At 55.9% G+C, this 23,193-nt stretch carries 42 protein-coding genes; 20 read left to right on the top strand and 22 right to left on the bottom strand.

What is annotated here, in order from left to right; translation table 11 throughout:
• Window positions 1-5 precede the first annotated feature (5 nt).
• Window positions 6-629 carry a putative metallopeptidase gene (locus BMZ57_RS03455; protein ID WP_069672475.1) on the bottom strand — a complete coding sequence of 208 codons (624 nt, stop codon included), beginning with the start codon at window positions 627-629 and terminating at the stop codon, window positions 6-8.
• A 73-nt stretch (window positions 630-702) separates the two neighbouring features.
• Here BMZ57_RS03455 and BMZ57_RS03450 point away from each other — a divergent pair, with 73 nt between their 5' ends.
• Window positions 703-903, top strand: a complete 201-nt coding sequence (locus BMZ57_RS03450) for a hypothetical protein (RefSeq protein WP_069672474.1) — start codon at window positions 703-705, stop codon at window positions 901-903.
• Between the two features lie 29 nt (window positions 904-932).
• Here BMZ57_RS03450 and BMZ57_RS03445 read toward each other — a convergent pair whose 3' ends face one another.
• The 8 genes from BMZ57_RS03445 to BMZ57_RS03410 all read right to left on the bottom strand — a co-directional run bounded on the left by BMZ57_RS03445 (window position 933) and on the right by BMZ57_RS03410 (window position 3,543).
• On the bottom strand, window positions 933-1,187 hold the full coding sequence (locus BMZ57_RS03445) for a hypothetical protein (protein ID WP_069672473.1): 255 nt from the start codon (window positions 1,185-1,187) through the stop codon (window positions 933-935).
• Window positions 1,184-1,375 carry a hypothetical protein gene (locus BMZ57_RS03440; RefSeq protein WP_069672472.1) on the bottom strand — a complete coding sequence of 64 codons (192 nt, stop codon included), beginning with the start codon at window positions 1,373-1,375 and terminating at the stop codon, window positions 1,184-1,186. The genes BMZ57_RS03445 and BMZ57_RS03440 overlap by 4 nt, the downstream gene beginning before the upstream one ends.
• Window positions 1,372-1,593, bottom strand: coding sequence for a hypothetical protein (locus BMZ57_RS03435; RefSeq protein ID WP_069672471.1), 222 nt, complete (start codon window positions 1,591-1,593; stop codon window positions 1,372-1,374). Before BMZ57_RS03435 ends, BMZ57_RS03440 begins: the two co-directional genes overlap by 4 nt.
• Entirely contained in the window at window positions 1,590-1,799 is a 210-nt protein-coding gene (locus BMZ57_RS03430) for a hypothetical protein (RefSeq protein ID WP_069672470.1), read from the bottom strand. Before BMZ57_RS03430 ends, BMZ57_RS03435 begins: the two co-directional genes overlap by 4 nt.
• A gap of 162 nt (window positions 1,800-1,961) precedes the next feature.
• Complete coding sequence (locus tag BMZ57_RS03425; RefSeq protein WP_069672469.1) at window positions 1,962-2,306, bottom strand: hypothetical protein; 345 nt, start codon at window positions 2,304-2,306, stop codon at window positions 1,962-1,964.
• On the bottom strand, window positions 2,303-2,641 hold the full coding sequence (locus tag BMZ57_RS03420; protein WP_010211438.1) for a hypothetical protein: 339 nt from the start codon (window positions 2,639-2,641) through the stop codon (window positions 2,303-2,305). The genes BMZ57_RS03425 and BMZ57_RS03420 overlap by 4 nt, the downstream gene beginning before the upstream one ends.
• 326 nt (window positions 2,642-2,967) lie before the next feature.
• Window positions 2,968-3,207 (bottom strand): hypothetical protein, encoded by a 240-nt coding sequence (locus BMZ57_RS03415; protein WP_044287500.1) that lies wholly within the window; start codon window positions 3,205-3,207, stop codon window positions 2,968-2,970.
• A 102-nt stretch (window positions 3,208-3,309) separates the two neighbouring features.
• Complete coding sequence (locus tag BMZ57_RS03410) at window positions 3,310-3,543, bottom strand: hypothetical protein (RefSeq protein ID WP_044288146.1); 234 nt, start codon at window positions 3,541-3,543, stop codon at window positions 3,310-3,312.
• 387 nt (window positions 3,544-3,930) lie between these two features.
• Between BMZ57_RS03410 and BMZ57_RS03405 the strand changes: the two genes are divergently transcribed.
• Window positions 3,931-5,706, top strand: coding sequence for a sensor domain-containing phosphodiesterase (locus BMZ57_RS03405; protein ID WP_069672468.1), 1,776 nt, complete (start codon window positions 3,931-3,933; stop codon window positions 5,704-5,706).
• A 137-nt stretch (window positions 5,707-5,843) separates the two neighbouring features.
• Here BMZ57_RS03405 and BMZ57_RS03400 read toward each other — a convergent pair whose 3' ends face one another.
• From BMZ57_RS03400 to BMZ57_RS03355, 9 genes are all read right to left on the bottom strand, one after another.
• Window positions 5,844-6,389, bottom strand: a complete 546-nt coding sequence (locus tag BMZ57_RS03400; protein WP_044287502.1) for a hypothetical protein — start codon at window positions 6,387-6,389, stop codon at window positions 5,844-5,846.
• Window positions 6,386-7,021: a recombination protein NinG gene (locus BMZ57_RS03395; protein WP_069672467.1), complete on the bottom strand. Its 636-nt coding sequence runs from the start codon at window positions 7,019-7,021 to the stop codon at window positions 6,386-6,388. Before BMZ57_RS03395 ends, BMZ57_RS03400 begins: the two co-directional genes overlap by 4 nt.
• Window positions 7,018-7,533 (bottom strand): hypothetical protein, encoded by a 516-nt coding sequence (locus tag BMZ57_RS03390; protein WP_010211442.1) that lies wholly within the window; start codon window positions 7,531-7,533, stop codon window positions 7,018-7,020. The genes BMZ57_RS03395 and BMZ57_RS03390 overlap by 4 nt, the downstream gene beginning before the upstream one ends.
• 262 nt (window positions 7,534-7,795) lie before the next feature.
• Window positions 7,796-8,116 carry a hypothetical protein gene (locus BMZ57_RS03380; protein WP_010211443.1) on the bottom strand — a complete coding sequence of 107 codons (321 nt, stop codon included), beginning with the start codon at window positions 8,114-8,116 and terminating at the stop codon, window positions 7,796-7,798.
• Window positions 8,113-8,826: a replication protein P gene (locus BMZ57_RS03375; protein ID WP_069672466.1), complete on the bottom strand. Its 714-nt coding sequence runs from the start codon at window positions 8,824-8,826 to the stop codon at window positions 8,113-8,115. The genes BMZ57_RS03380 and BMZ57_RS03375 overlap by 4 nt, the downstream gene beginning before the upstream one ends.
• Entirely contained in the window at window positions 8,823-9,617 is a 795-nt protein-coding gene (locus BMZ57_RS03370) for an LvrA C-terminal domain-related protein (protein ID WP_069672465.1), read from the bottom strand. The genes BMZ57_RS03375 and BMZ57_RS03370 overlap by 4 nt, the downstream gene beginning before the upstream one ends.
• Window positions 9,617-10,417 (bottom strand): Rha family transcriptional regulator, encoded by an 801-nt coding sequence (locus BMZ57_RS03365; RefSeq protein ID WP_042570965.1) that lies wholly within the window; start codon window positions 10,415-10,417, stop codon window positions 9,617-9,619. Before BMZ57_RS03365 ends, BMZ57_RS03370 begins: the two co-directional genes overlap by 1 nt.
• Window positions 10,418-10,486: 69 nt before the next feature.
• Complete coding sequence (locus tag BMZ57_RS03360; protein ID WP_042570966.1) at window positions 10,487-11,101, bottom strand: DUF8585 domain-containing protein; 615 nt, start codon at window positions 11,099-11,101, stop codon at window positions 10,487-10,489.
• Between the two features lie 50 nt (window positions 11,102-11,151).
• The gene (locus BMZ57_RS03355) at window positions 11,152-11,379 is read right to left on the bottom strand and encodes a helix-turn-helix transcriptional regulator (RefSeq protein WP_074900406.1); all 228 of its coding nucleotides are present in this window, start codon (window positions 11,377-11,379) and stop codon (window positions 11,152-11,154) included.
• A gap of 106 nt (window positions 11,380-11,485) precedes the next feature.
• Here BMZ57_RS03355 and BMZ57_RS03350 point away from each other — a divergent pair, with 106 nt between their 5' ends.
• The 8 genes from BMZ57_RS03350 (at window position 11,486) to BMZ57_RS03320 (ending at window position 15,992) form a co-directional block, all read left to right on the top strand.
• Window positions 11,486-12,319 carry an XRE family transcriptional regulator gene (locus tag BMZ57_RS03350; RefSeq protein ID WP_069672464.1) on the top strand — a complete coding sequence of 278 codons (834 nt, stop codon included), beginning with the start codon at window positions 11,486-11,488 and terminating at the stop codon, window positions 12,317-12,319.
• 4 nt (window positions 12,320-12,323) lie between these two features.
• The gene (locus BMZ57_RS03345) at window positions 12,324-12,551 is read left to right on the top strand and encodes a hypothetical protein (protein ID WP_069672463.1); all 228 of its coding nucleotides are present in this window, start codon (window positions 12,324-12,326) and stop codon (window positions 12,549-12,551) included.
• A gap of 76 nt (window positions 12,552-12,627) precedes the next feature.
• The gene (locus BMZ57_RS03340; RefSeq protein WP_069672462.1) at window positions 12,628-12,936 is read left to right on the top strand and encodes a hypothetical protein; all 309 of its coding nucleotides are present in this window, start codon (window positions 12,628-12,630) and stop codon (window positions 12,934-12,936) included.
• A gap of 22 nt (window positions 12,937-12,958) precedes the next feature.
• Window positions 12,959-13,177, top strand: coding sequence for a hypothetical protein (locus BMZ57_RS03335; RefSeq protein WP_069672461.1), 219 nt, complete (start codon window positions 12,959-12,961; stop codon window positions 13,175-13,177).
• Window positions 13,178-13,348: 171 nt separating this feature from the next.
• A complete protein-coding gene (locus BMZ57_RS03330; protein WP_069672460.1) occupies window positions 13,349-14,413 on the top strand; it encodes a hypothetical protein in 1,065 nt (354 codons plus the stop codon).
• A 6-nt stretch (window positions 14,414-14,419) separates the two neighbouring features.
• The gene (locus tag BMZ57_RS29050) at window positions 14,420-15,007 is read left to right on the top strand and encodes a hypothetical protein (protein ID WP_139136433.1); all 588 of its coding nucleotides are present in this window, start codon (window positions 14,420-14,422) and stop codon (window positions 15,005-15,007) included.
• A 197-nt stretch (window positions 15,008-15,204) separates the two neighbouring features.
• Entirely contained in the window at window positions 15,205-15,423 is a 219-nt protein-coding gene (locus tag BMZ57_RS03325; protein ID WP_010211456.1) for a hypothetical protein, read from the top strand.
• 65 nt (window positions 15,424-15,488) lie between these two features.
• Complete coding sequence (locus tag BMZ57_RS03320) at window positions 15,489-15,992, top strand: hypothetical protein (protein ID WP_069672459.1); 504 nt, start codon at window positions 15,489-15,491, stop codon at window positions 15,990-15,992.
• A gap of 49 nt (window positions 15,993-16,041) precedes the next feature.
• On the opposite strand, the gene BMZ57_RS03315 is transcribed toward BMZ57_RS03320, so the two are convergent.
• Window positions 16,042-16,353 carry a DUF1654 domain-containing protein gene (locus tag BMZ57_RS03315; RefSeq protein ID WP_069672458.1) on the bottom strand — a complete coding sequence of 104 codons (312 nt, stop codon included), beginning with the start codon at window positions 16,351-16,353 and terminating at the stop codon, window positions 16,042-16,044.
• 797 nt (window positions 16,354-17,150) lie between these two features.
• Here BMZ57_RS03315 and BMZ57_RS03310 point away from each other — a divergent pair.
• Genes BMZ57_RS03310 through BMZ57_RS03295 form a run of 4 tightly spaced genes read left to right on the top strand, consistent with a single transcriptional unit; the run spans window position 17,151 to window position 18,235 of the window.
• On the top strand, window positions 17,151-17,348 hold the full coding sequence (locus BMZ57_RS03310) for a hypothetical protein (protein ID WP_074900400.1): 198 nt from the start codon (window positions 17,151-17,153) through the stop codon (window positions 17,346-17,348).
• 21 nt (window positions 17,349-17,369) lie between these two features.
• Complete coding sequence (locus tag BMZ57_RS03305; protein ID WP_069672457.1) at window positions 17,370-17,567, top strand: hypothetical protein; 198 nt, start codon at window positions 17,370-17,372, stop codon at window positions 17,565-17,567.
• Window positions 17,568-17,585: 18 nt separating this feature from the next.
• Window positions 17,586-18,023, top strand: coding sequence for a hypothetical protein (locus BMZ57_RS03300; protein ID WP_069672456.1), 438 nt, complete (start codon window positions 17,586-17,588; stop codon window positions 18,021-18,023).
• Window positions 18,020-18,235, top strand: coding sequence for a hypothetical protein (locus BMZ57_RS03295; protein ID WP_044287520.1), 216 nt, complete (start codon window positions 18,020-18,022; stop codon window positions 18,233-18,235). Before BMZ57_RS03300 ends, BMZ57_RS03295 begins: the two co-directional genes overlap by 4 nt.
• On the opposite strand, the gene BMZ57_RS29445 is transcribed toward BMZ57_RS03295, so the two are convergent.
• Window positions 18,227-18,385: a hypothetical protein gene (locus BMZ57_RS29445; protein ID WP_167337371.1), complete on the bottom strand. Its 159-nt coding sequence runs from the start codon at window positions 18,383-18,385 to the stop codon at window positions 18,227-18,229. The two genes, BMZ57_RS03295 and BMZ57_RS29445, sit on opposite strands and share 9 nt — an antisense overlap.
• A 207-nt stretch (window positions 18,386-18,592) precedes the next feature.
• Here BMZ57_RS29445 and BMZ57_RS03290 point away from each other — a divergent pair, with 207 nt between their 5' ends.
• The gene (locus tag BMZ57_RS03290) at window positions 18,593-18,784 is read left to right on the top strand and encodes a hypothetical protein (RefSeq protein ID WP_069672455.1); all 192 of its coding nucleotides are present in this window, start codon (window positions 18,593-18,595) and stop codon (window positions 18,782-18,784) included.
• Here BMZ57_RS03290 and ykgO read toward each other — a convergent pair whose 3' ends face one another.
• Entirely contained in the window at window positions 18,785-18,946 is a 162-nt protein-coding gene (ykgO, locus tag BMZ57_RS03285; protein WP_069672454.1) for a type B 50S ribosomal protein L36, read from the bottom strand.
• Window positions 18,947-19,081: 135 nt separating this feature from the next.
• Here ykgO and bet point away from each other — a divergent pair, with 135 nt between their 5' ends.
• The 5 genes from bet (at window position 19,082) to BMZ57_RS03260 (ending at window position 22,597) form a co-directional block, all read left to right on the top strand.
• A complete protein-coding gene (bet, locus tag BMZ57_RS03280; protein WP_069672453.1) occupies window positions 19,082-19,888 on the top strand; it encodes a phage recombination protein Bet in 807 nt (268 codons plus the stop codon).
• Window positions 19,885-21,510, top strand: a complete 1,626-nt coding sequence (locus BMZ57_RS03275; protein ID WP_069672452.1) for a YqaJ viral recombinase family protein — start codon at window positions 19,885-19,887, stop codon at window positions 21,508-21,510. Before bet ends, BMZ57_RS03275 begins: the two co-directional genes overlap by 4 nt.
• On the top strand, window positions 21,507-21,749 hold the full coding sequence (locus tag BMZ57_RS03270; protein WP_069672451.1) for a hypothetical protein: 243 nt from the start codon (window positions 21,507-21,509) through the stop codon (window positions 21,747-21,749). Before BMZ57_RS03275 ends, BMZ57_RS03270 begins: the two co-directional genes overlap by 4 nt.
• Window positions 21,746-22,216: a hypothetical protein gene (locus BMZ57_RS03265; RefSeq protein ID WP_069672450.1), complete on the top strand. Its 471-nt coding sequence runs from the start codon at window positions 21,746-21,748 to the stop codon at window positions 22,214-22,216. Before BMZ57_RS03270 ends, BMZ57_RS03265 begins: the two co-directional genes overlap by 4 nt.
• Window positions 22,217-22,285: 69 nt before the next feature.
• Complete coding sequence (locus BMZ57_RS03260) at window positions 22,286-22,597, top strand: hypothetical protein (RefSeq protein WP_021491175.1); 312 nt, start codon at window positions 22,286-22,288, stop codon at window positions 22,595-22,597.
• Between the two features lie 14 nt (window positions 22,598-22,611).
• Here BMZ57_RS03260 and BMZ57_RS03255 read toward each other — a convergent pair whose 3' ends face one another.
• Complete coding sequence (locus BMZ57_RS03255) at window positions 22,612-23,169, bottom strand: hypothetical protein (RefSeq protein ID WP_021491176.1); 558 nt, start codon at window positions 23,167-23,169, stop codon at window positions 22,612-22,614.
• Window positions 23,170-23,193: the final 24 nt, after the last annotated feature.

Here is a 23,193-nt window from a genome sequence, read left to right as displayed (position 1 = left end):
AAGAATCAGGCCGATCTCAGCAGACAGGTTCCGCAGGCCCTCGCAATGTTCAATTTCCCCACCTCAGCAGGACTGTTTGCAGCATCCACCAACGCTTGAACGTCAGGGCTTGCACCGTAGCGGCGGACCACACCGACGAACTCTTCGACGTCGTGTCCCCGAAGCTTTATCTTCGGTGCACCGTCTTGGGTGAATGCTGGTTGACCGTACTTGTCGGTCGCGTGAGCCAGGTGATACAGCTCGTGCTCCAAGAGCGCACAGAACTCAAGGTCGCTGCACTGGGCGCAGTAGTCGGCAGCCAGGGTGATGATGAAGGCTGGCACATCGCCGAACCAATCACGCATCTGTTGCTCCATCCGGGCTTTCTGCCAACCTCCAGCGCGGAACGCTACCTGTTCGGCCTGGCCCAGGACTGTTCTGCCCTGCTTCTCGAAGCTCGACGATGCCCACATCACCCGGATGTCTGCATCCAGTAGATGGGCATGGTCTTCGTTGTGAATGCTGCCGGTGTCGGCAAGGATCTCAGCCTGGAGCCATTCCCACACCTCAGGTGCTGGGGTCAGGCGGATGCCGAAGTCGCTCAGGTCGGACAGTTCAAGCAGTGACGATGGAGGGTATGGCCTGTCCATGGATAACCTTGAACTTGAAATAGTGGCGCGTTGCCGGTATTGGTAAAGATCAACTCAACGGAAGGATCTTCAAATGGGCAAATCTATCGACCACCTCGTAGAGGTCGTCTCTCGTCCGGACTCGGTCAAGCGGGCCACAGCAGTAGCTGCCGCACTTGAAGTGATTGCACTAAGCGTTTCTCACTCGACTGATGCAAACCAACTCACACATGCCATGGGAAATCTTTCCGCCTATGCGGACGAGATCCAAAAGGCGCTTGGCGACAAGCAATAATGCAAGTGCCGCACTCACCTGCGGCACACCTACCCCTCTGCGCTATCCAGCAGCACATCAATCAGCTTCTGCTCGCCCAGGCGCATCGCACCGAGGCATTGCAGGTCATCACACTTAGGGCCGAGGCCGAACACGGTTACCTCTCCCTTCGCTCCGATCAGCGTCAAGGCGCCTACCGTACACTCGGGGTGCTCACCCGCGTCGAGGTCGTCGGCAATCTTGCGAAGGGTCTTGGCGGCGTCGCGCCAGTCCTCCCGCTTGAACTGCAGAACCTTGACGGTCATACGGTCACCATCTGGTGCGTCTGTGCATGGGCGTGCCCGTGGAGCAATCCAACGATCAGGCCCTGGGGCAGCCCGGCTTGCTTGGCAGCGTCCACAGCATCGGCAATAGCCTTGTCGAGAGCGCTCAATGCGTTGTTGATGTCCGGGCTCATCGGTAGCGCGTGGCGCAGGCGGGTGACCTTGCTCATGATGCCTCCAGGGTCAGCACAGTGATCTCACCCCATACAGGGCGGTAGTCGATGTGCTTGCCGTCAGTACTGCGCAAAGGCATATCCGCCACTACGGCGATGCCGGCCTTCGTGTCGCAATAGGTCACGCAATCAATGCGCTTCCCGTCGAGGAAGACTTCTCGCTGGCCCCGGCCATCATCCGCCCAATGGACGTGCTCGCCTGAATGGTCGCTCATGGTGAAACCTCATACTGGAAAGCCCGATCAGCAGGTATGGCCGTCACAAACCGGCACCGGTGAGCGTCGAACGTCTCATTGAACGCAATGGTGCGTCGGTACTCGGTGGTGACCTTGCCGAAGAACCGCTCGCGGTGAACGACCACGCCCTCACGCAGGAACTCGACCTCGGCCGAACCCAGGAGCTTGGTTACGATTACTTTCATGGCGTCACACGAAGCTGAATGCCGCCACTGCCAGGACGATGATCACAAGCGCGATCCCGCCGAACAGGGTGACAGTCTTGGAGGAGTTGGCATTCGAAGCCATGGCGGTGCCCTCGGCGCATTCCGCGCCACAGATTTGGAGTTACGAAAACGTGGCGCGGATTAGTGCTTCCGCCGGTCGATGCCTTCAGGCGCCTTAGGGCAGCTCATGCAGTGCTCGCAGTTCAGCGTACGGCACAGCCAGGCTTTAACCGGCTGCCAGTACGTGACCATGAAGATGTGACGGGCGCCGGCCAGAGCCAGGGACACATGCAGCGTCAGGCCGGCACTGCTCGGGCCGAAGAAGATATTCTGGCTGCGCGCCATAACGACGAAACCGCTGATGGCGATCGCCGAATAAATCAGCTTGCCGAGAATGCCGTCCCTCACCTTCCCGCTCAGCACACACCAGGTAGCCCACAGTGCGATAAGGCCGCAGGCGATGGAGTTGATCAGTTCAAGATTCATGGTGGATTGCCTCCCCCGAACCGCTGGCGAATAAGCGCCCAGAGGTCAGCGGCTTTGATGGCTCGGTTGATTGCTGCCAGGAGCGAGCCGCCGAACGTACCCAGGAGAAAACCAATCCCGGCGACGATCTTTGGCTCTGTGACATTCAGGTAGGCGCTGACCATGCTCGTTAGGTACAGCGAGCAGGCAACCCCAGTGATCAAGAACACCATCCAGGCGCGCCAGTCGGACAAGTCGTCCTTGTGCCACCAGCTCGCAACAACGGCCCCAATCAGGCCCGCAATCAACAATTCGAACCTATCGATCTTGTCGAGCAGGCGCTGTAAGTACTCCATGCGCTCGACTCCGTGGGGCATGTTTGGGAATTGAATCGGCTCCAGCGGCACTCCCTGCTCAGAGCGAAGGGTGTGGTGGAGCCGAAAACGAAAAGGCCCCGATCAATGTCGAGGCCCTGAATAGGTGCGCGTGTCTTCCCACGCTGCCAGCCAAAGACAATCCCAGCGTCGACGCCCCAATGCATCGATCGCGCCGTTAGTGTCTCGCGCCACCCTGGAAGCACAGTGAGGTCAGGGTGCACGGGCTGCCGGTGTTGATTCCGTATGTCGCACTACCGGCTATCGACGCCCAGGCCTTCCCGAAGGCTGTCCTGGCTACAGGTGAATCAGAAAGCCGGCGAGATATCGAAGTAGTAGTCCTTCCCTTCCTCGAAATGCTCGGCCCGGTCGGCAGCCACATTCACGACGTATTCGCCGTACGGGGTGTACTTGCCGTAGATCGCATCCTCTTCCGCAGGATTGGCAGACCACACGGCGCCGAAGTGCAGGCGGGTCAGTGATTCCGTCGAGCCCTGAACAGGCCCTTTGGAGCGAAGAGTCATTTTGCAGCGGGTGATGTAGGTCATCGGTAGATCCTCGAACGTCGATTGAGCAGGAGGGTCTTTCCGGTCTTTCGCCTGCATTTTGGCAATAAAAAACCCCGCTCTAGGCGGGGCTTCATAAAAACTTTAGTCGCTTGAAGTTTGAGGGACTGGGGCCTCGTCGATGCTGATGCAGTGCTCAATATCCGTTATTTTCTTCAGTGCAAGCTCGGCCGTTGAATAAGCTCCGAACATTCTGCCCTGATAAAAAACAACCCACGCAAACTGAATATCCGCGTTGCCAGCCTGCCCTACAACCAACTTCTTGAACCGTTCCGCCAAGTCGTCGACATGCATCTGTGCCATGCCACGCAAAACCATGACGCTCTCCCAGTTTATAGTCGGAATCTCTATTTTCGTCTCTGGACAGACTGAGAGCAACAAAAAGCCCGACATATTAGCCGGGCTTCGCAGTGCAACTTCCTAACGCGCAAGATCGATAGGATGAATAAATAATCTCTCATTTTCTCACTCAGTGCAACATTTTTTGGGTATCCGAACTTTGCTTGTAGCTCCGCCGATTAAAACCTATCCAGGGCTTTCCAGATTTTTGCCTACATCCTTTCGAACGGTAAAACGGTCGTATCCGGGGTATGCGCCATACGTGTGACCGGGTCTAACCTATTGGAGCGATAGGTAAATGAAGTCGTAGGTCTGCAGGGGATCTGATACCGTTTAGCCATATGGTCGTGATACACGAGGCTAATTATGGACGTAAACGCCCATTTTCCTGAGTACGAAGCAGAACGCTTAAAACGCGTTGAGGCCCTCTGCCCGCAAAATGAACAAGACGATGAAGTCTTCGAGAAAATGATTTCGATGACTTCAGAATACTTCAATGCTCCCATCGCGCTAATTTCTATTGTCGATAAGCACCGCCAATGGTTCAGGGCTCGGATTGGGATTGAAGAACACACTACACCACGGGACGTTTCGTTCTGCGCCCACTCGCTACGCGACAGAAAGCCCTTAGAGGTTTTGGACGCGCGAGATGATGAGCGCTTCAAAGATAACCCTATGGTCACCGGCCCGCCCTTCATTCGCTACTACGCTAGCGCACCACTTCTCACAAGTGATGGTTTCTCCTTGGGCAGCCTATGCATAATAGATACTTCAGCTCGAGAACCAATGAGCAAGCGAGATGCGGGAATGCTCGTTTATTTTGCTCAACTCGTTGTAATGAGGATTACAAGCTTACGCTCACGGAACTTCATTGATCAGCCTACTGGACTTTTCAATCGACTTAGATTGGAAGAAGATATCCGTATGGCAAGCTCCAGCGGCATTCAGCATGACCTTTTTGCGGTGGACGTAATATCACCGAAATTTTTGAATGACGTAGTAAAAGCACTTGGTTACAGCTTTTCTCAAAAATTAATGCTCGACGTAAAGACTAGACTTCAGTCTTTACTACCTAAAGATTATCTTCTGTACAAAATTAGTCCCACACGTTTTGGGTTTCTTTTGAAAGCTGGCGAGCCGGTCGAGCACCTCTGCCTTGACATTCTTTCTAACTTTTGCGAACCGGTTGATTGTCAAGGAATTCCAATACCTATGCAGCCAGGCATTGGAGTTTTGAAGATCGCTGATGCAGAAGAGAGGGACTGGCTACGCCTGGTGGTAGGCGCTGCCGACGACGCCAGAGTTCGTAACTTGGGATGGACAATGTATCAGCCTGAGTTGGACGCAGCTCAGCAGCGAGCATTTGTGCTACTGAGTTCCTTGCCTGACGCCGTTCGATCTGGAAATCAACTGAGCCTAGTTTTCCAGCCGAAAATCAGGTTACCTAGCCTAGCATGTGAAAGTGTTGAAGCCTTGATCCGGTGGAATCACCCTACGCTCGGACCTATCAGCCCTGCAGAATTTATACCATTGGCAGAGAAAACTGCATTGATGCATTCGATTACCTTTTGGGTACTTCATGCCGTAGTTTCCCAAGCGAAAGTATGGAGGAGCAAAGGTATTGAGTTACGAATCTCCATGAATGTGACTGTCAGTGATCTTGAAAACTCAAAATTCGTAAACAAAATCACAGAGTACATAAACGACGGCGCACTCCTACCCAAAAATCTAGAACTTGAATTCACTGAAAGTATGCACATGTCAGACCCAAAGGCAGTTATTACTCAGCTAGAGCGCGCCCGTGGGCTAGGCATTGATATTTCCGTGGACGACTTCGGCACTGGCTACAGCAACTGGACATACCTAAGGCAACTTCCGGTCAGTACGGTAAAACTAGACCAGTCACTGATCAGCAATCTGGACACAAACGAAAAAGATAAGAGGTTAGTTAAGACACTAATCGAGCTTGCGAGAGGGTTAGGGTATCGAGTCGTAGCAGAGGGAGTCGAGACCAAAAGTATCTTAGATCTAATTACGCCCTGGGGGTGTTCAGAGGCGCAGGGATACCTGTTCACACCCCCACTGAAAGCGAAACCACTAGAAGAATGGCTGGAGCAAGGTGGTTTCAACGCGGCCATGTGATCGGACTACAGAGCCAGGTACTGAGTCCTTTTAATTCATTAGAACTTGTCGGCGGGAAGCTCGTTTCCAGCTCCCGCCCATCTCACAAAGCTGGGGTCATATAGGCCACCTTTCCAGTTCATCGCCGCGGCAATTTATTATGCAGCGAACGTCTCAATTAGCCCCTCCGCGTCAAGGAGCTCTTGAGCGGCCACCAGCGCCTCATTCATCTGACGATCCAAAGCTTTTCGTATGGAAGACCGCCACCGATAACGAGTCGATTCCGGCTTGCCGTCGTTATCCCAGTTGGCTATGTCGTACCAGGCAGCCGGCAGCACCGCGGCGGAGCGCTTGCCCTCGGCCCCTGCCACTTGCGGAATGGCCCAGGTCAGCACAGCGCATTCCCGGAAGCGTTTCGGCGCCGGCGTGCACACCGAGTTAAGCAGCTCAAGAATGGCGTCGTGCTTGTGCTCCTGATGCGTTGAGTACTTCGCAACGAGCACCCGCCAGTGAGCCGGGGTCAACGTCTTATGTAGCCGACCGAACACCCAGCAGTCCTGCAGAAATGCTGCCTCCTTGCCGACAATCTCCCCCTTCTGCTTGGCACATTGCACCTTCGGCTCAAAGTCGCAGCCGCCGGCGGAACTGATGGTCTCGGCCGCGAGGGCTCGAACTACTGCTGAAACAACGTTGCGATAGGTCATGCGGCTTCACCTTTTTTCAGTTCTCTGGTCTTTGCCCGGTACTTGGCCTTGATGGCCTTGATCTCTTCCACGGTGTACTTGCAAGGCGGGTGTAGCCCCTCCAGCCAAGCCACCTTCTCGGCGCCGATGCGCAGCACCAGGCGGATGCGGTACTCCACGGCGTTGCCGGAAAGGTTGCGATTGCACTTCACACACTGGCGGTGGATGTTCAGCGGCTCGAAGCGCAGCTCCGGGCAGGCGCCGACGGATCGGTAGTGCCCGGCATCCCACCGGCTGCCGGTCATGAGGTCGTTGTCGTTCGGCGTCGAGTCGCAGCTGATGCACGGTAGGTGAGCGTCACGCAGGCGCACGTACTCGTTCACCGCGGCCTGGGCTTCGCGCAGGTGATCCGCCCGAGTCTTCAGCGTCTCCTTGCGCACCTTGATCTCGCGGCGCCCCAATTCTGCCAATGCTTTTCCAGCAATAGCTCGTCCCTTCTCGGACTTGCCGTGAGCGATGGCGCACTCAATTTCCCCACACACAGCTTGCGTGGCGCGGGCCGGAGTGAACATCACCCGACAGGAAGGGCAACGTTTACGCCGCGGTGGACCGGATTGAAGTGGGGTTTTGCGCTGTAGTGGGGTGCGCTTCATGCGGCCTCCTTGAATGCTTCGAACTCGGCCATTTCGGTCAGTCGCTCTTCCGTGAGCGTTGGCCAGTCATGGAGCACCAGGTACGCGCAGCACTGGCGCCAGAAGTCTTGGAATGTCTCCTCCCCCATTGAGTCGTAGGAAAGGCTGCGGGGTGTCTTGCGGGTGAGCTGGCCCAGGCCCGGGATGTCGAACAGTTCCTCATCGCAGTACACGCCCGACTCCAGCTGCAGGGCCTTGATAGCGTCGTGGGAATGCTTGCCAGAGAACCGGTCGATGTTCTGGCTCAGCACCCGGCCCAGGCCGTGGACCAAGCCGTTGAACCGTGGGTTGCGTGGCTGCTTGAGGTCGGCGCGGATCTTCGTGTTGATCCGGAAATCCCGCTCGCGAAGGATCGACCGGTCTGCGTCGGAGGACGGCACGAACGCTGCCACCTCCTTGCCGGTGGCAGGATCTACCAGGCGGCGCAGCACCAAGTACACGGGCATTGGGCGGGGCTTGGCTGGCTTTGTCATGGCTTCACCCTCACTCCTGCAGCCGTCACCCAGCGGCGAACGTAAAGCTCGCAGCCACTCGTTAAGCAGACACCGTTGGCAAACCCGGTGTGTGTTTTCGGCATGCCACAGCCGCAGTTGCATTTCGGCTTACGGCCTGGGCGCTTGGGCCGCAACTCCATGTACCGGATGTGTTCAGCCAAACCGCCGACTTGACCCCACCCGGAAGTGCCGCCACGCATTGCGGCAGATCGAGCCGCCGGCGAGAGTTTATTCAAGTCAGTCATGACTGCTCTCCCTTGCCCATGGCGGTGTCGAGCAGCGCGTCTAGGTCTTCACCGGTCATCCCGGTTGCATGGGGGCCAATCCATTCCACGACCTCGATGTATCCGCTACGGGACTGACGCAGCCATTCATACCGCCCTGAACTTTTGCGCAGCGCCTCGTTTTCGGCCAGCAGCTCCAGCGCCACCTCGCCCACAGTTTTCTCCCCCAGGAACTCATCCAGCGCCTCGGTGTTGCGCTTCCAGTCGGCGCAGTCAGCCCGGTATGACGCGGCTTCGGCCCAGAGCAGTTTCTGAAGTTTTTGTTTGTCGATGGTCATGCTCGTTGCTCCGCGGTCTTCTTGCCGAACTTGGCCATCAGCTGGGCGCGGGCAGACATGCCATCGGAAGGGATGCCCTGCTGAAGGATTCGCGCCTGGGTCTGCTGGTCGGCCAGTTCGTTGGCCAGCTCGAATTCGGTCTTCTGGCTGTCATGGCCGATGCCGGTGGCGATCCGGCCGTCGAGCGGTTGCATGGCCTGGGCGCGACGAAGGATGATTTCGTAGTTGCGGTCGAACCTGGCCCGCAAGCCCTTGTCTTCCTGGCGCGCGCCGCGCAGATCGAAAAGACCGGTAGCCTCGGCGGCCAGCTTCACCGCTTCGTGGCTGTACGTGGTCATCAGCGCCTCGATCCAGGCGTCACCAACAGCCGGCATGCCGAGGTCTTCCGGCCCGGGTGCGCACATGGCGATGAACTCACCAACGCTCGGGGCGAACGGCTTCTTGAGCTTGCGGCACTTCTGGATACCGAACTCGATCTGCTCCAGGGTGCGGATGCCCGCGTCGGCGAATTCCTTGATCCACTCGGCCTTTGCAGCGTCCAGTGCTTCGGTGGACGGCCACGCCTGGCGCCATGCAGGGAATATCCCGCGTAGCCGGCGGAACAAGTCGTTAACTACCTCGACCGTCTGCGGCGTGATGTCGAGCGGCCGGACATGGCTTTCAGCGGGCAGGTTGCCCATGATCGCCATCAGTTGGTTGACTGGCTTCATGGGCGAGCCACAAGGCCGTCAGCCCACGCGTTGCTGTTGAAGTCTGGTTCGCCAGACTGAGGGCGCGGCGTGAACTGGTGGACGTTGCTACCGGCCGGCGACGGATCAGGCACTTCGTCTTCCCAGCGCTTGCCGTTGATCCACGTCGATGGGTGCGGGATGAACCGGCCGTCGTCCTTGATCCAGTCTGTCGTGAGGCACTGCGCGCCCAGGGCCTGAACCAATGAATCGAAAAGCTCGTTGGTCAGCTTAAGCTTGTCCCACGCTTTGCGCGCAGCCTCCTTGCCCACCTTGCGCGGGTACAGGGCCCAGAACTGCGCGAACGACTCAGCGTGATCTACCTCATCATCGCCATAAGGCTTTTGTTCTTTATCTTCTCTTCTCTTCTCTTCTCTGGTCCGCAAACTGTCCGCATCACTAGCGGACACATTTCGGACATTCTTCGCCTTTCTGTCGTTGCGCTTGCGCTCGTTATCATTGGCGCGGCGCTTGGCGCTGGCCCCGTTATGCTCTTCAAAGCGAGGCATTACGAGGCTTCCGTCGTCTTGAATGCCCGCCCATTCCACGTCAATCATGGCCTGGGTAAAGCCTGGCCACCCCACCACAGCATCCATTGCGTCCACGGTGTAACCGACCAACACCCCATCATCACAATGGGTGTCGAAGATGCTCCAAGCGATGTGCAGTCCGCCAATGATCCGCAACCTGTCCGCTTTCAATGCGGACACCATGCGGAATACTTTCGGATGCGTCTGAAGGTCGATTCGCATTTTGATCCAGTCCCCGGCCATTACGCGGCCCTCTGTGCTTTGTCGTGGGTGAACAGGCCGTCCCAGGTCTTCTTCATGGGTAGTTCGCCGGCCAGGTACAGGTCGTACAGGCGCGCGGCACCCTTCTTCAGCAGGGTTGGCGTGTAGGAGATGAAGGGGTTTTTGCCGTGAGGGGTGACCTCAACCTGGTGTTCGGTCATGTACTTGTCGCGGGCGTACGAGCCAACACGGTGGCGGGTGCCGGACTTGCTCTCGTTGTAGAGCCAACTCCGTGCTTCCAGGTAATTCCCCACCTGCATTACGTTGACGCCATTGAGGCCCTTGCAGAACTGGGTGTGGGTCATGCCTTCCTTGAACAGGTTTTCAAGCGAATGGATCTTTGTGGCTTGTTGGTGATTCTCGACGCGCAGAACCGCCGTCTGCTCGATCTGATCGGCGTATAGCCTCAAAGCCTCTGCGTAGGACGGCATTGCAACAGGCTTGGCGGCCTGAGCATCCTCCAACTCATGAAGTCGGCGGATGACCTTGTGGCGAAGCGGAATGCTATAGCCAGTCACCAGGGTTTCTGTAAGTTCGCGATCCAGATGAAAACAAGGCATTGAGCGCCCGGAGCCGTCCATATAGGTGCCCCCAAATTTGGGGTCAGTGATTTTCAGCTCTGAGAGCATGTTGCGGATGTCACGCATGACGTGGTCATGACGCTTGCCCGTCAAATCTGCAATCTCACGGGACGACATCGTTGTGCGCGCCACGTTTTCAGATTGCGAAAAACGTGGCGCGAGATTGTTGGGGGTATTGATCGATTCAGTGTGTTGGTGCATGATTCGCTCCAGTTGTTTACCGCTGTAGAAAAAGCCGACCTCGTACGTCGGCTTTTTTGTGCCTGGAATTCAGGCGATGGATTTCAGTGCAGGCTTGCCGTTGATCAATGCCTCAGCCTTGCGGCGCAACTCCCCTGCCTTCGCTTCAACCTGACGGCACTGCTTGGCGAAGGCCGGTAAGTGCGGCAGGTCTTGCTCGCACATGACTTGGTCGTCAAACACTTCGCTGCCGGTGTCAATCACATCACCCAGAGCACGGATCAAAGCACCAAAGCTTTTGTTCGCACATTGTTCGCTGGTCATCTGGCGGGCACCGGTCAAGCCGTGTCGGCTCGCCAGCTCGTTCAGGCAGTGATCGCGGAATTCAGGCTCAAGGGCGTTGACCCACGACTCTTCCAGCCATGACGGCATTTCCTGATCGCCGTTCAGCCAGCGCTGTACACGCTTGAGCCAGCGGCCGGTCGCCTTCACGAACTCACTCACGTCGCCGGTCAGTTGGGGCGAATTGAAATCAGGGACGACCTTCTCTTTGGCGCGATCAGGGATCGACAGGTACAGCTCGCGGCTTAGCGCCTGGGCGAAGTCGTCCTGGCTCAGGCTGGTGCGTGCGATCTGGTTTGCTGCGTGGGCGACCAGCACCTGATCACGGGTTTGTACGGTGTGTCTGGAACTGGACGTTTGCATGGGGACTGCTCTCTTTTAATCTGGCTTCAATTGAACGGCGAACAGGGATGTCAGGCGGCGGACTGGGATGAAACGCCCGCAGGCGGAAATGCCTCATCAAGAACGCACTTGGCACCCAAGGCGTTCAATGCAGACACGATCAGTCGTGCCTCGCTGAGCCCCGGACAGCGAAGGCCGGACTCGTAATTAGCAAGGCGAGATTGATTCCACCCAAGCGACCGCCGAAGGGCAGCCTGGGTAATCCCGGCTTTCTCTCGAATGTTTCGGACGTGGTTCATGGAAATCGCTCCTATAGCTCTTGGCCCAAGGATAAACACGCATCGTGTTAAAGGCAAACACAATAAGTGAAAGCCGGGTATTTCAATACGTGATTGAATCCCGCGCATGACCGAATTAGCTGAGCGCATCAAACGCGCACGTAAAAATGCTGGAAAATCACAGGCTCAACTGGCTGAGGCTTGCGGCTGGTCGCAATCCCGGGTGGGAAACTACGAGGCCGGGACGCGAGAGCCGTCTTTTGCAGATATAGAACTGATGGCTAAGGCGCTACGCGTCGAGAAGTCCGAGCTTCTGCTAGATACGCAAAATGAGCCGCCAGGCGTACCAGACCATTCAGCTGATCAGGCTGCTCGCTCGTCCACTGCTGAAATCGTGAATCTGATGCTGGCAAAGCACGGCAAGAATCTTACTGATGACGCACGCAGGATGATTGAGGACGCCGTCAACGAGACCGCGCGGGAGCTTGGTTCGAGCAACGTAATCACGGTCGACTTCTCCCGCCCAGGCCAGGTTGGCGATGAGGTTTGGATTGCGCACTACGACGTGCGCGCAGCGATGGGCGGCGGACAGATCCCGCACGAATATCCGGAAATGCTCCAGGACATCAGGGTCAGCCCAAAGCACCTGCGTGACCTCGGCGTCACGTTCAAAGAGCACTTCCACCTAAAGATGATCACTGGGTGGGGTCAGTCGATGGCCCCAACCATCAAGGATCGCGACCCGCTACTGGTCGACATCACTATCCGGGAGTTCACGGGTGATGGCATTTACCTCTTCTCCCACGATGAGATGCTGTACGTGAAGCGCCTGCAAAAGAAAGGCAAGGATCGCTTCAAGATGATTTCGGACAACAAGCACCACGATCCCGAAGACATCCGGGTGGACGACACCCACATCCTGGCCCGGGTGCTCTACGTGTGGAACGGACAACCGGTATAACGCCATGGCTCTGACCAAACCCAACCAGCATCTACGTCGCGACCTCAAGGCGATCGCATTCAACCTAGAACAGTCCTGTGTCGACCTGGGCAAACTGGCGAAAAAGCTCAGCGATGCCGACGCCATTGCCCTGATGGGTCTTGTGGGTACGCTTTATGAGGAAGCCGACAGGCTGGTGGGATATGCGAATGAGGTAAAGGCGGGGCAAATAATCCGGAGCAAGCCCGAGTAGGCGCATGGTCTTACGCGGCAACCTAAATCAAACTAATGCGAGCTGAGTAGCGCTCGTGTGCACAAGGGAATGTGAAATGAATGCCTTACGGCTCGCGACACTGATAGTCGCGCCGCTATTTATCTCCGGCTGCTACAGCACGCCTAAAGAAAAAACTGAGTACGAAAAACAGATCGACGCAGTACCGATGCCTGTGACAGAAGCTGAGCGTCTGGAGCAATGTCGTACCTTCAAGCTTGCCGCAGATCGCCAGCAGGCTGAGGACTTTTTGCAATACGCACAGCGTTCCAAGCTCGGCACTTCGGATTATGATTTTCCCGAATCTAACGGGCTGTTGCATCGCCTCCGAGCAATGAAGTGTCCTGGGTATGGCTGGTTTTCCTGATGCGGCTGCCCAGGATGAGCCAATGACTGCATGGCGAGTGCAGAGCTTCTGGAGCAAGGTCGGGGTCATTGCTTGGCTGGCGCTGCTTATGATGATACCCGGCTATTCCGACGCGGCCGGGCTTGATGGAAGCTCATACGGCCGCAAGCGAGTCTTCAGCCCTGGTTTCATTGTGGCCTGCACCTTTGTGGCTGTATTTGAGCTGATAGCGCTGAACTACTTATATGGGCTCCGCGAATAAAGATGAGTGGAGCTGAACTGAAGCAAGTGCGTGATAAAGATGAATGCGAACACGAAAAGCGACGCGAATAAAAATACAAAAGCAATTTCTTGATTGACACAAAATTAGTTTCTTACAAAAAATCACAAAAACACAAAAAGCTTGCAACATCTAATACAGGGAGAGTTAGCAATGTCAAACGCAAGAAAACAAATCACAATACAGTATCGAAAATTTGTACGTCCTTCAGGTGTTAAATACAGCTTAGAAGAGATGATAAGGTCTGCAATGGACTACCCCGTGGACGGCGGGATACAGCTAAAACATCGATATTTAGAGCGCCTTCGCGAAGAGGGAACAGACAACTATTTTATAAACTTGTATCAAGACTCCTCTCAAAGTTTAGGTTTCGTATTTGGGGATATACTTCATTTTTCAAAAGGCCATTTGCAGGCATTGGCCAAGACAGCTGATCAGAAAGCACAATCTGTCCCAGTTCAGCAACTGAAAGCGCCTGAACAGTCGGAATACGTACACTCTCAAATGTTCTGGATGATCAAAGACGATCATGCATTCGTTGTTCAAAGTATGTCGCTAAAAACTGCTGACCTTGAGGGATATTTAGCGTGGTTGTTAAAGACTAAGTCCACAACTCTTGGCTCGGAAAATGAAGTAACTCTGACATCAAAATTTGATATTGGCGATATGGGTGGAGATTTAGCTGATATCCAGGAAATTATCATAGGTGGCGTTGCTACACCTCCACCTCTGAAATTTGACAACAATAGAGAGCAGCCTGAAACCATTGACAAGATAAGCGAAGTCACTGAGCACGGCCAAATCGATACAGGAAGAACTACTGGGTGGGCTACCGCTCGTAAAATTCTCGCTGAACTTTTAGGGGGGGAAGCCAACGTAGCGTCTCTCATGCAGTCTGTGCCTCCAGATGCGGAGTTGGACGTTCAAGTCCACATCGGATTCAAAACCAAGAAGCGTCGAATTGATCGTGTAGCCCTTACCCAATTGGAGACAGGACTACGCAATCTGCCGGATAGTCAGTTACAGGTTAGAGCTAAAGGCGGAAAAATCGGCAGTGATGGAACTATCAAGCTTCATCATAATGCATCAGTAAAGCTAATAACCTCCATGGACGGTAACAATGAGATAATAGGATCGCTCTTAGACCCTACTGACGTTTTACGTGCTACAATTGAAGCTTATTCAACCTTTGTCGCCAATGGAAAAATCATCGAGTAAATTAATATGCGGCAACCTACAAAGAGAATGATAGCATCGCTATTGCTACCACTTTTATCAGGAGTTGCAGCAGCGTACTTCACGCCGCTTTCATTTTGGTTTGACATGAAAGAAGGATTAATTGCATTTCTCGGATTTCTAGCGGCATCTTTAATGCAAGTCATGCCGATAACAGCAAATTTTGTGCAGGCAGATCGACTTACTCCGAATGACGCCAAGAGGATTGTGGCATCACTAACGAGGCAGCAGCACTATTGGATTGGTCTGCTCAGTGCCACCGTAGCTGCATTGCTAGTTGTAATTATAAGCTCTGCATTAAAATCTCCACTTGAAAAAATTTCGACCGAATGGCACGGAATGACATATTCAAGTATTTGTTGCTTTTTAATTGCTGCAACTTTTAGTTTTGTATTAATAAAAATGATAGGTTTGTTTGACGGAATGCTCTCATTGCATAACCTACGAGCGCAGTTAGTTCTTGATGCCGCAAACAGAGCAGCTATCGAAAAAAAAGCTGCCATCCAAGCTAGCGCTGGGTCATTGGCACCCATTATACCCCCGGGCTATGGCGAAATAATTGATCAGCCGAAGTAGCGCTATCGCGTTAAGAAAGTATTGATAAACCTGTTCAAGATTTTTTCACAGTTGATCGCTTACGGTTACCACAGCTCCTAGCGATCATCCCTTTAAGCCCGCCCTCCCCATCGCGGGCTTTTCTTTGTCTGCGATTTGCTCGCGCTCCCAAGCAGCCGTCGACTACTCTTCCAGCATCAATGACTGGAGCCAAAGCTATGCCCCATCCCGAATATTCACTCCCAGACACCCTTGAGCGAATCTATGAGAACCAACTCGCCCTGGAGGCTGCACTAATGGAGTTTACGCTGCTCGTCGAAGGACAAGGCAATGCTGAGGTCGGCGGCAACGTACGTGGCGCTTTGGAGACGATCGGCGAGAATGCCGGGCACATCAAACAGGGCTTAGCCAGGTTGAAAGCCCAAGGCCCGGATTGAGGCCCAACAATGGTGGCTGCACGCCACGAATGGTAAGGTGCGGGCTCAATTATGGGAGGGATACCATGCATTTAAAAACCTGCACTTTACTTTCTGCATTGACGATGACCTTGGCTGGCTGCGTGGCGCCCCAACAAAAGGGCCCAGCACCTACGGCTCCATCCAAGTATCCCCACGTGTTTAAGCCTATTGATTTCAAGTACGACCCGAAATCGCCGGAGGCCATTAACTTCTCTCGCCAGTTGGATCTTCCAGTATGGCAGTGTGACCTCGAGGCAACGACAGGTAGCTATGCGGTTCGATATAACAACCGCCTGGCGATAGCTGAGTACAGCAACTCGCTAATTGAGTGCTTCAAGCATGCCAGGGCTCAGGGCGATGAGGCAGTGAACCGTCTGAAGACAGCTAAGTTGCCAGCTAGGCAAGCTGAGTTGAGCAAAGACCTGTATGCAAAATGGTCGGCTTACCTAACCACCATGAGTCCCTACCGCACCACAGATCAACAGGCTAAGTCCGCATACCAGGCAGCCAAAGAGGCCCTAGCGACCGAGGTGAAGTTCTCAAACTAGACCTCCCATAAATATCTAAGCCCGCTACGTGCGGGCTTTTTCACGCCTGTCAAAAAGGAGCCGCCTCTTCTTCTGGCTCAAACTTGACCTCTCCCCTTCCCGTCGCCTCGACCTCCTGCTGCTCCCACCTCACCGTCACGCTGCCGTCGTCATTGAGCGTCAACTCAAGCTCGTCAGTTTCGGCGATCACGCTCAGCACCTGCTCCCACTCTCGATCCCCGTCCGTGTCCAGGCGATGAATCGTCACCCAGCGCTGCGCCTGCGCTACCGGGTGATTGATCATCGATGAGACGCGCAGCGCAAGGCGCTCCATGCCACTCATTTCCTGCCGTGCTGCCGGTGCCGCCTGCTGTTTCGCCATGAAATCACCTCCCGATTGAATACTGTATATGCATACAGTCTTAAACGAATCATATCCCACGTTTCCCGAAAACGTAACCGAGACCTGCCGTGTTAATTCGCAAAAATAAATCACGCATCGTGTTGACTAAATAAACACGATGCGTGATAGTTCATCCATCGCAGCGACACACAGCCACTGCGAAGGGCCTTCGCCCGCCGCTCTTTGGTTACACCCCTTGCCGGATCACCACCGGCCCAGATTCAAAGGCAGCGATGAACCGGCCTAAACGGTTCAGAGGGTTGGCAACTGACCCGGGCGTGCAGCGTAAAGCGCCAAGAACAGTTATCCAGCGGGAGAACAAGCCGAAAGGCCCGCGGCTGGAAGAACATTTGATTCAAGCCGGTGACCGACGCCAGTAGCGGGTCACGGCCAGCCCCAAAAGATTTGAATTAGCGATCCCAATAGCCTCGGCTGGGAACGCCGGACCTCATGCACCCTGCCCCACTCAGCCAGGGCATTCAGAGCTGTAGCGTGCATGTTGTAAGGACCTGTGATCCACGGCGAACAGATGCTGTTTGACGCTGTGAGTAGGAAGCTCGAAGCCCACACCGAAGACGACCGGCCAGCCCTGCAATCAGCAGCGGGCAACGGGCCACACCGCTGACGCATCAAACCCAGGCCGTCGCCAGTAGCGGGCCTGGGCCCTCTTCCCCACCTCTATTACGTCAGCACTCCTCCCCCGCGCCCATCGGCAACCAGCGGGAGGCATGAGTGTTGACGAATACAGGTGAACCAACGAATCAACGGAGACATTCATGAGCGAGCAAAGAGTGCCTTTCCCACGGTCGGCGGATAACGCTGACCAGATGAACCTACCCGAGGGCAAGACTTGCGGCGACTGCGTGCATTGCCGTCGCTGCACCGCGATGTTCGGCCACATCCCTGCTGATGAGGCTTGCGACTGGAGCCCGTCGCGCTTTCGTGAAGCTGTGCCCAACGCCGCATCCGCCTAACCCCAAACACTGGAGGTCGCCATGAGCGATTGGATCAAGGTTGAGGATCTGCCAGACGCCAAGCCGGGCGCCTCATACCTGATGATTTTGGATGGCGTTGAGCAACCTTGCGTCGAGGTCACCAGGCCGAACGACCGCAAGCGCTGGTTTTACGGCGAGCAAAACGGCGCCTACCCAATCGACGAGATTGAGCTTTTCAAGCCGATCCCCACCGAATAACGACCCCTGGAGGCAAACATGAACGCAGCATTGAAGATATGCCAGGAGCGTTACGACGCTCAGTTGCCTCCAGAGGTCAGCGAGGCGAGCGCGGAGCAGGAGTGGCTGGAACACTCGGCGGAACAGTTAGTGTGCGGCATGGACATCAAGTGGAAGCGCCGCTACGGCCAGCCGCAGGTGGTGACGTTCGACCGGTTCTGCACGGTGCTGCAAGGCCACCTGAACCAGCGCCAGATCGACGGCCTGGATCAGCGCGATTCATTTGCCCGGCTGCTGCTGTCGGCCATGCTCGGCAGCCAGGGTGACGCCCGGTCCCACGCCGCCGACTTGCTGGGCCAGCAGCGCCCCATTGAGGCGGTCGAGAAGATCGCTATCGCGCTGCTCAGGCCATACGCCGAAGACGCTGTAGCAGCGGAACGGGAAGAGGCAGAAGACGATGTGGATGACGAGTTATGAGCCCGCACGTCGAAGTTTCGACCGCCCTGCTCGCCTTGGATCATCCCGACTCCACAGTTTTTGCAGAGGCACTGGTTGAAGAACTAATAGTGTGTCACTTCACCAGCGGCACCTTCACAGCGGATGAATTTCACCACTACAGCGCTTGGTTACTGAAAGCCAGCCGGAAGCGGCTGGCTCAAATGGATAGAACTGCAACGATCCTAAGTTGAACGACCTGCGTTACGATTTTGTTGTTTTTTAACGCCTTTCCCATTTTTACGCTCGTACAGATGGTGAATTAACCAAGCAACCAGAAGCAGCCCAGCCAGGCAAAAAACCAACACCATCAGCTCTATTGCGGGACCTTCGTGTGAAAACATGTTTCGTTCCTCGTCCTGAAGTATCGCGCCTCACAAACAGGCGCCTCCGAAATTATTCGTAACAATTCGAACATTTTCAGAGTAAACACCAAATTCTGAGGTGACAACCCCTAATGTCCTTAGAACCATTGATCTAGACACGTCACTCGTCGAAAAAACCATTCGCGGGCACATCAGAATCAGCGGCGCATATACAAGGAGAAGGCCATGACTACTGCACCAGTCCAATCACTGATCGACGAGCAGCTTGAGGATATCAGCGCTCACAACCTACGCGAGGCGTACAGCCTGGCAGAGCGCCGCGGCTTCTACGGTGCACCAATTGAGCAATATGCAGAACCTGGTTACGGCGGTCGCGTCCTCCAGGTCCTGCGCTATAGGGTTGAGCAGCAGAGATGATCAACCTTTCCCTTTGTTCTTGTTCTTGTTCTTCGCACTGCCCTGCCGCGCTTTGAATTTAGGATTGGATTTGCAGATCACGTAGATCCGGCCCCGGCGCTTCACGATCTGGCAGTCGCGATGACGGTTTTTAGCTTCTTTGAGTGAGGACAGCACTTTCATAGGTGAGGCTCCTTGCATTGAGTCGATATGTTATTACGTATCTTAAATACGAATAAGAACGTTTATCAACTCATATTTCCCCTACCCCTTTCATCGCTGCGAGCATCGCGGCAAGGAATCCCCATGTCCGCAGTAATGAAGCAGGACGACAACACGCCTGCGATGTCGGAGGCCGCGCTCGTTGAAGTGCTGAGCAGCAGCCTCTATCCCGGCGCAGAAAAGAACTCTGTAGTGATGGTGTTGGCTTACTGCCAGGCGGCCCACCTGGACCCAATGTTGAAGCCGGTGCACATCGTCCCGATCTGGAACTCGAAGACGAAAAAGATGCAGGACACAGTGATGCCTGGCATCGGCCTGTACCGCATCCAAGCGGCACGCACCGGCCAGTACGCCGGAATCAGCGAGCCTGAGTATGGCCCTCCAGTAACGGCGAAGCTGAGCGGCGTAGAAGTCACGTATCCCGAATGGTGCCGCGTGACCGTCAAGCGGCAGATGAGCAACGGCATGGTGGCCGAATACACAGCCAACGAGCGCTGGATCGAAAACTACGCAACAGCCAGCAAGGACACTGCGGCGCCCAACGCCATGTGGAAGCGTCGAGCATTTGCCCAGCTCGCCAAATGCGCCGAGGCGCAGGCCCTGCGTAAAGCATTCCCTGAAGTTGGATCGGCGCCAACGGCGGATGAGATGGAGGGAAAGGCATTCGAGGAACCGGCGCGCGATGTCAGCCCACGACAGCAAGCCCAGTCTGAACCGGAAGCGCTGCCCGCCTACTCCGACGACCTACTGACCGAGAACATCGTGAAGTGGCAGCCATTGATCGACTCGAACCGCACCAGCCCTGAACACCTCATTGCGACCATCAGCAGCAAGTACACGCTGAGCCCGGCGCAGATTGAAAAAATCACGAACCTCAAAGCTCTCGATGGAGACGCAGTATGAAAATTCACAACGTAGCTCAGGGCTCCGCCGAGTGGCTTGCCCTCCGCGCTCAGTACCGCACCGCTTCAGAAGCACCAGCAATGATGGGCGTCTCGAAGTACCAGACCCGCACCGATCTGCTGGCGGCCAAAAAGACCGGCATCACGCCGGACGTCACGCCTTCTCAGCAGTTTATCTTCGACAAAGGCCACGCCACTGAAGCCCTGGCCCGCCCACTGACTGAGGCGTTGATCGGCGAAGAGCTTTATCCGATCGTTGCGACCGAGGGCAACCTGCTGGCCTCCATGGACGGCGCCACGATGCTCGGCGAGACACTGTTCGAGCACAAACTGTGGAATGAGTCGGTCGTGGCCCAGGTGAAAGCTGGCGACCTGGCTCCGCACTACTACTGGCAGCTTGAGCAGCAACTGCTCGTGAGCGGCGCTGAGCGGGTCATCTTTGTTTGCTCGGACGGCACGCCGGAGAACTTCGTGCACATGGAGTACCGGCCAGTCGCCGGGCGCGCAGCCCAGTTGATTGAAGGCTGGAAACAGTTCGAGGCAGACCTGGTCAACTTCGAGCTGGCCGACGCGCCTTCAATCGTCGTCGGCAAGGCACCCGACGAGCTGCCAGCCCTGCGCATCGAGCTGACCGGCATGGTCACCGCCAGCAACCTGAAAGTGTTTGAAGACTCGGCGCTGGCTGTCATCGACTCGGTGAAAACCACACTCTCTACCGACCAGGACTTCGCCGACGCGAAGAAAGCAGTCAAGTGGTGCGGCGATGTTGAAGAGGCTGTCGCCGTCGCCAAGAAGCAGGCCCTGTCGCAGACCCAGAGCATCGACGAACTGTTTTCGTCGTTGGATCGCATCAGTGCCCATGCCCGCGAGACGCGCCTGAAAGTCGACAAACTTGTGAAGGCCCAAGAGCTGCTGGTGAAGACCAACATCAAGCAAAAAGCCGAACTGGCGCTGGCGGATCACATCGCCGGAATCAACAAAACGCTGGGCAACGTCACTCTGCCTCATGTCGTTTCGGACTTCGCCGGCGCCATGAAGAACAAGCGCACCATCGCCAGCCTCCAGGACGCAGTCGATACCGAACTGGCCCGGGCGAAGATCGATGCAAGTCAGGCCGCTGACAGCATCCGCTTGAACCTGACCAGTCTGGCAGAGCTCGCCGTTGATCATGCCTTCCTGTTCAGCGACGTGCAGCAGCTGGTCACCAAGGCCAACGATGATCTGGTGACGCTGATCAAATTCCGAATCTCCGAACACCAGAAGGCGGAGCAGGCAAAGGCCGACGCGAAGCGCATCGCCGAAGAGCAGGAAGCCCAGCGACTGGCAGCTATCAAGCCAGAGCCGGTCGTGGAGAAGGTGGCGACACCAGAGCCTGTCCGCACCGCTCCGGTACAGGCGGCACCCGTCGGCCAGGCCACAAAGCCTGCGGCGAGCCACACCGTGGAGCAGGTAGCGCTGCAGGCCAACGTGACAGACTTCGAGGCCCTGGTGAAAGCCGTGGCATATGGTCAGGCGCCGATCACCGTCCTCTTGGTCAACTGGGAAGCGCTAGACGCGATGGTCGCGGCGCAGGGATCAACCTTCAGCATGGCCGGGGTGACGCTGGCCAAGGCGGCAGCATGATCAGCAACCTCCGATCAGATATCGAGTTCCGGCGTGAGAAAGCGGTGGAGCTTTCCAGTCAGGTCCGTCGGCACCTGGCCGACGGCGGCAAGCTCACCATCGGCGATAGCCCGGCGATCAATCCAGCGCCGGCGAAGCGTTCGGAATTCATCAATCCGACAACCATCCTCAAGCGCCGCAAGCCGCCCATCACCCGGGCCGAGCGTGAAGCGCTGCGCAAACTCGCGGAGGCATTATGAGCAAGCGCAAACCCCACAACCTAAAAGCCCGCATTGACCGGTCATGCCGGTCGCTGCTGGCCGCCAACCACGTCGCAGTGGTCAATATCGACCCCAGCGGCCGCCAGGGGATGATCAACTACAAGTCGCTGAAGAACATCGCGCCGGGGAAGATCGGCCAGGCTGTCTGCGGCATTCCCCATCGGTGGACGATCTACCTCAGCGCCCTCTGCATCGACGCCCGCGGCGACCGCTACAGCAAGTCAGTGGAGGTAGCGCCCGATGGCGTTTACCTCTCCGACCACCTGGAAGACGTGATCGAGCATTGCTACAAGAAGCTGCGCGACGAGGCAAACCAAAGCCAGATGGTGGCCTCGGGTTGGATTGCAATCCCTGAAGCGATCTCGCTGGACGAAGCCCATGCGGCGCAAATCTTCGAAGCGGTCGGCGCCTGGCGCCAGGTGAAGGTCGATTCATGCGCCGCGTAGCCCGTACCCAGCAACGCAAACGTCAAACCTGGCCTGCACTGCCGGCCAGCGGAATAGAAGAGGTAGGCCATGGCCATGGATCAGAAAGCGCGATCTGCAAAAAGCGCGGCGAAACGGAAGGAGCTTGGCGAGGAAGAGCTTCGGCACCGGGTTCGGGCTGGCGAAAAGCAGATGCTCGCCGACCTGATGGAATGGACTGAAGACACTGAGCAAGCATCGGTAATGGCCGGAACCCTGCGCTACGTCCACTCACTCGGCCGCGATGGCGCACGGGAGGCGCTTCGTTCGCGCCACAAAATCGTCGTTAACGAAAATGTGGCGGCAGAACTCTACGCCATCGGCCAGCGCCAAGCATCAAGACTCGACGCCGAAGAAGCATAACGGGGGCGTAAGCATTAAGGGCTACGTGTTTCTTCGGCCATAGGTCTAGGTGCTCCGGTCGAAGCTGCCGCTGCGCAAACCGTAACAGCAATCGAGAGATGATCGTTGACTTCGGCCAGCATTCCAGCCCACCTTTTGTGCATAATTTTACGCCCTCTTGAAGGGTCCCAGGAGGGATGCAGAAGTATGGCGACTGCATCGTCGGAGAAAGTCTGAATCAACCCCAAAGCCCTTGCGGACCTCTTTGCAGCGTGACCTTCGAGATGAAGTAGCGGGTACAGATCTTCTACTGAAATAGACCTCGCCATGACCTCAAGCATCTGAATTTCCAGCAGAACATTCGGATGCTGATCGACGAAGTCTTCTCCTTCGAAACTGAAGTGCGCGTATAGGGCAGCCGCTTTACGCTCTAACGTCATAAGCGGGCTGAGCATCTTCGCAGCAGCCAATTCTGAGCGATCCTTTTCTGACCTTCCATTTGACCTGACAGACTGAACGGAAAACCACAGCGCAACTACCACTGCCGCAAGAGTTCCTACAGCCGATAGTGCGTTCCACCACCACCCATCCATTACCTGCTCCTAATTCACTCATCC

This window comes from Pseudomonas simiae (assembly GCF_900111895.1).
In the GTDB taxonomy this organism is placed as follows: domain Bacteria; phylum Pseudomonadota; class Gammaproteobacteria; order Pseudomonadales; family Pseudomonadaceae; genus Aquipseudomonas; species Aquipseudomonas simiae.
Note: the sequence above shows the minus strand (reverse complement) of the source record. Positions and strands in the feature narration are given on the sequence as shown.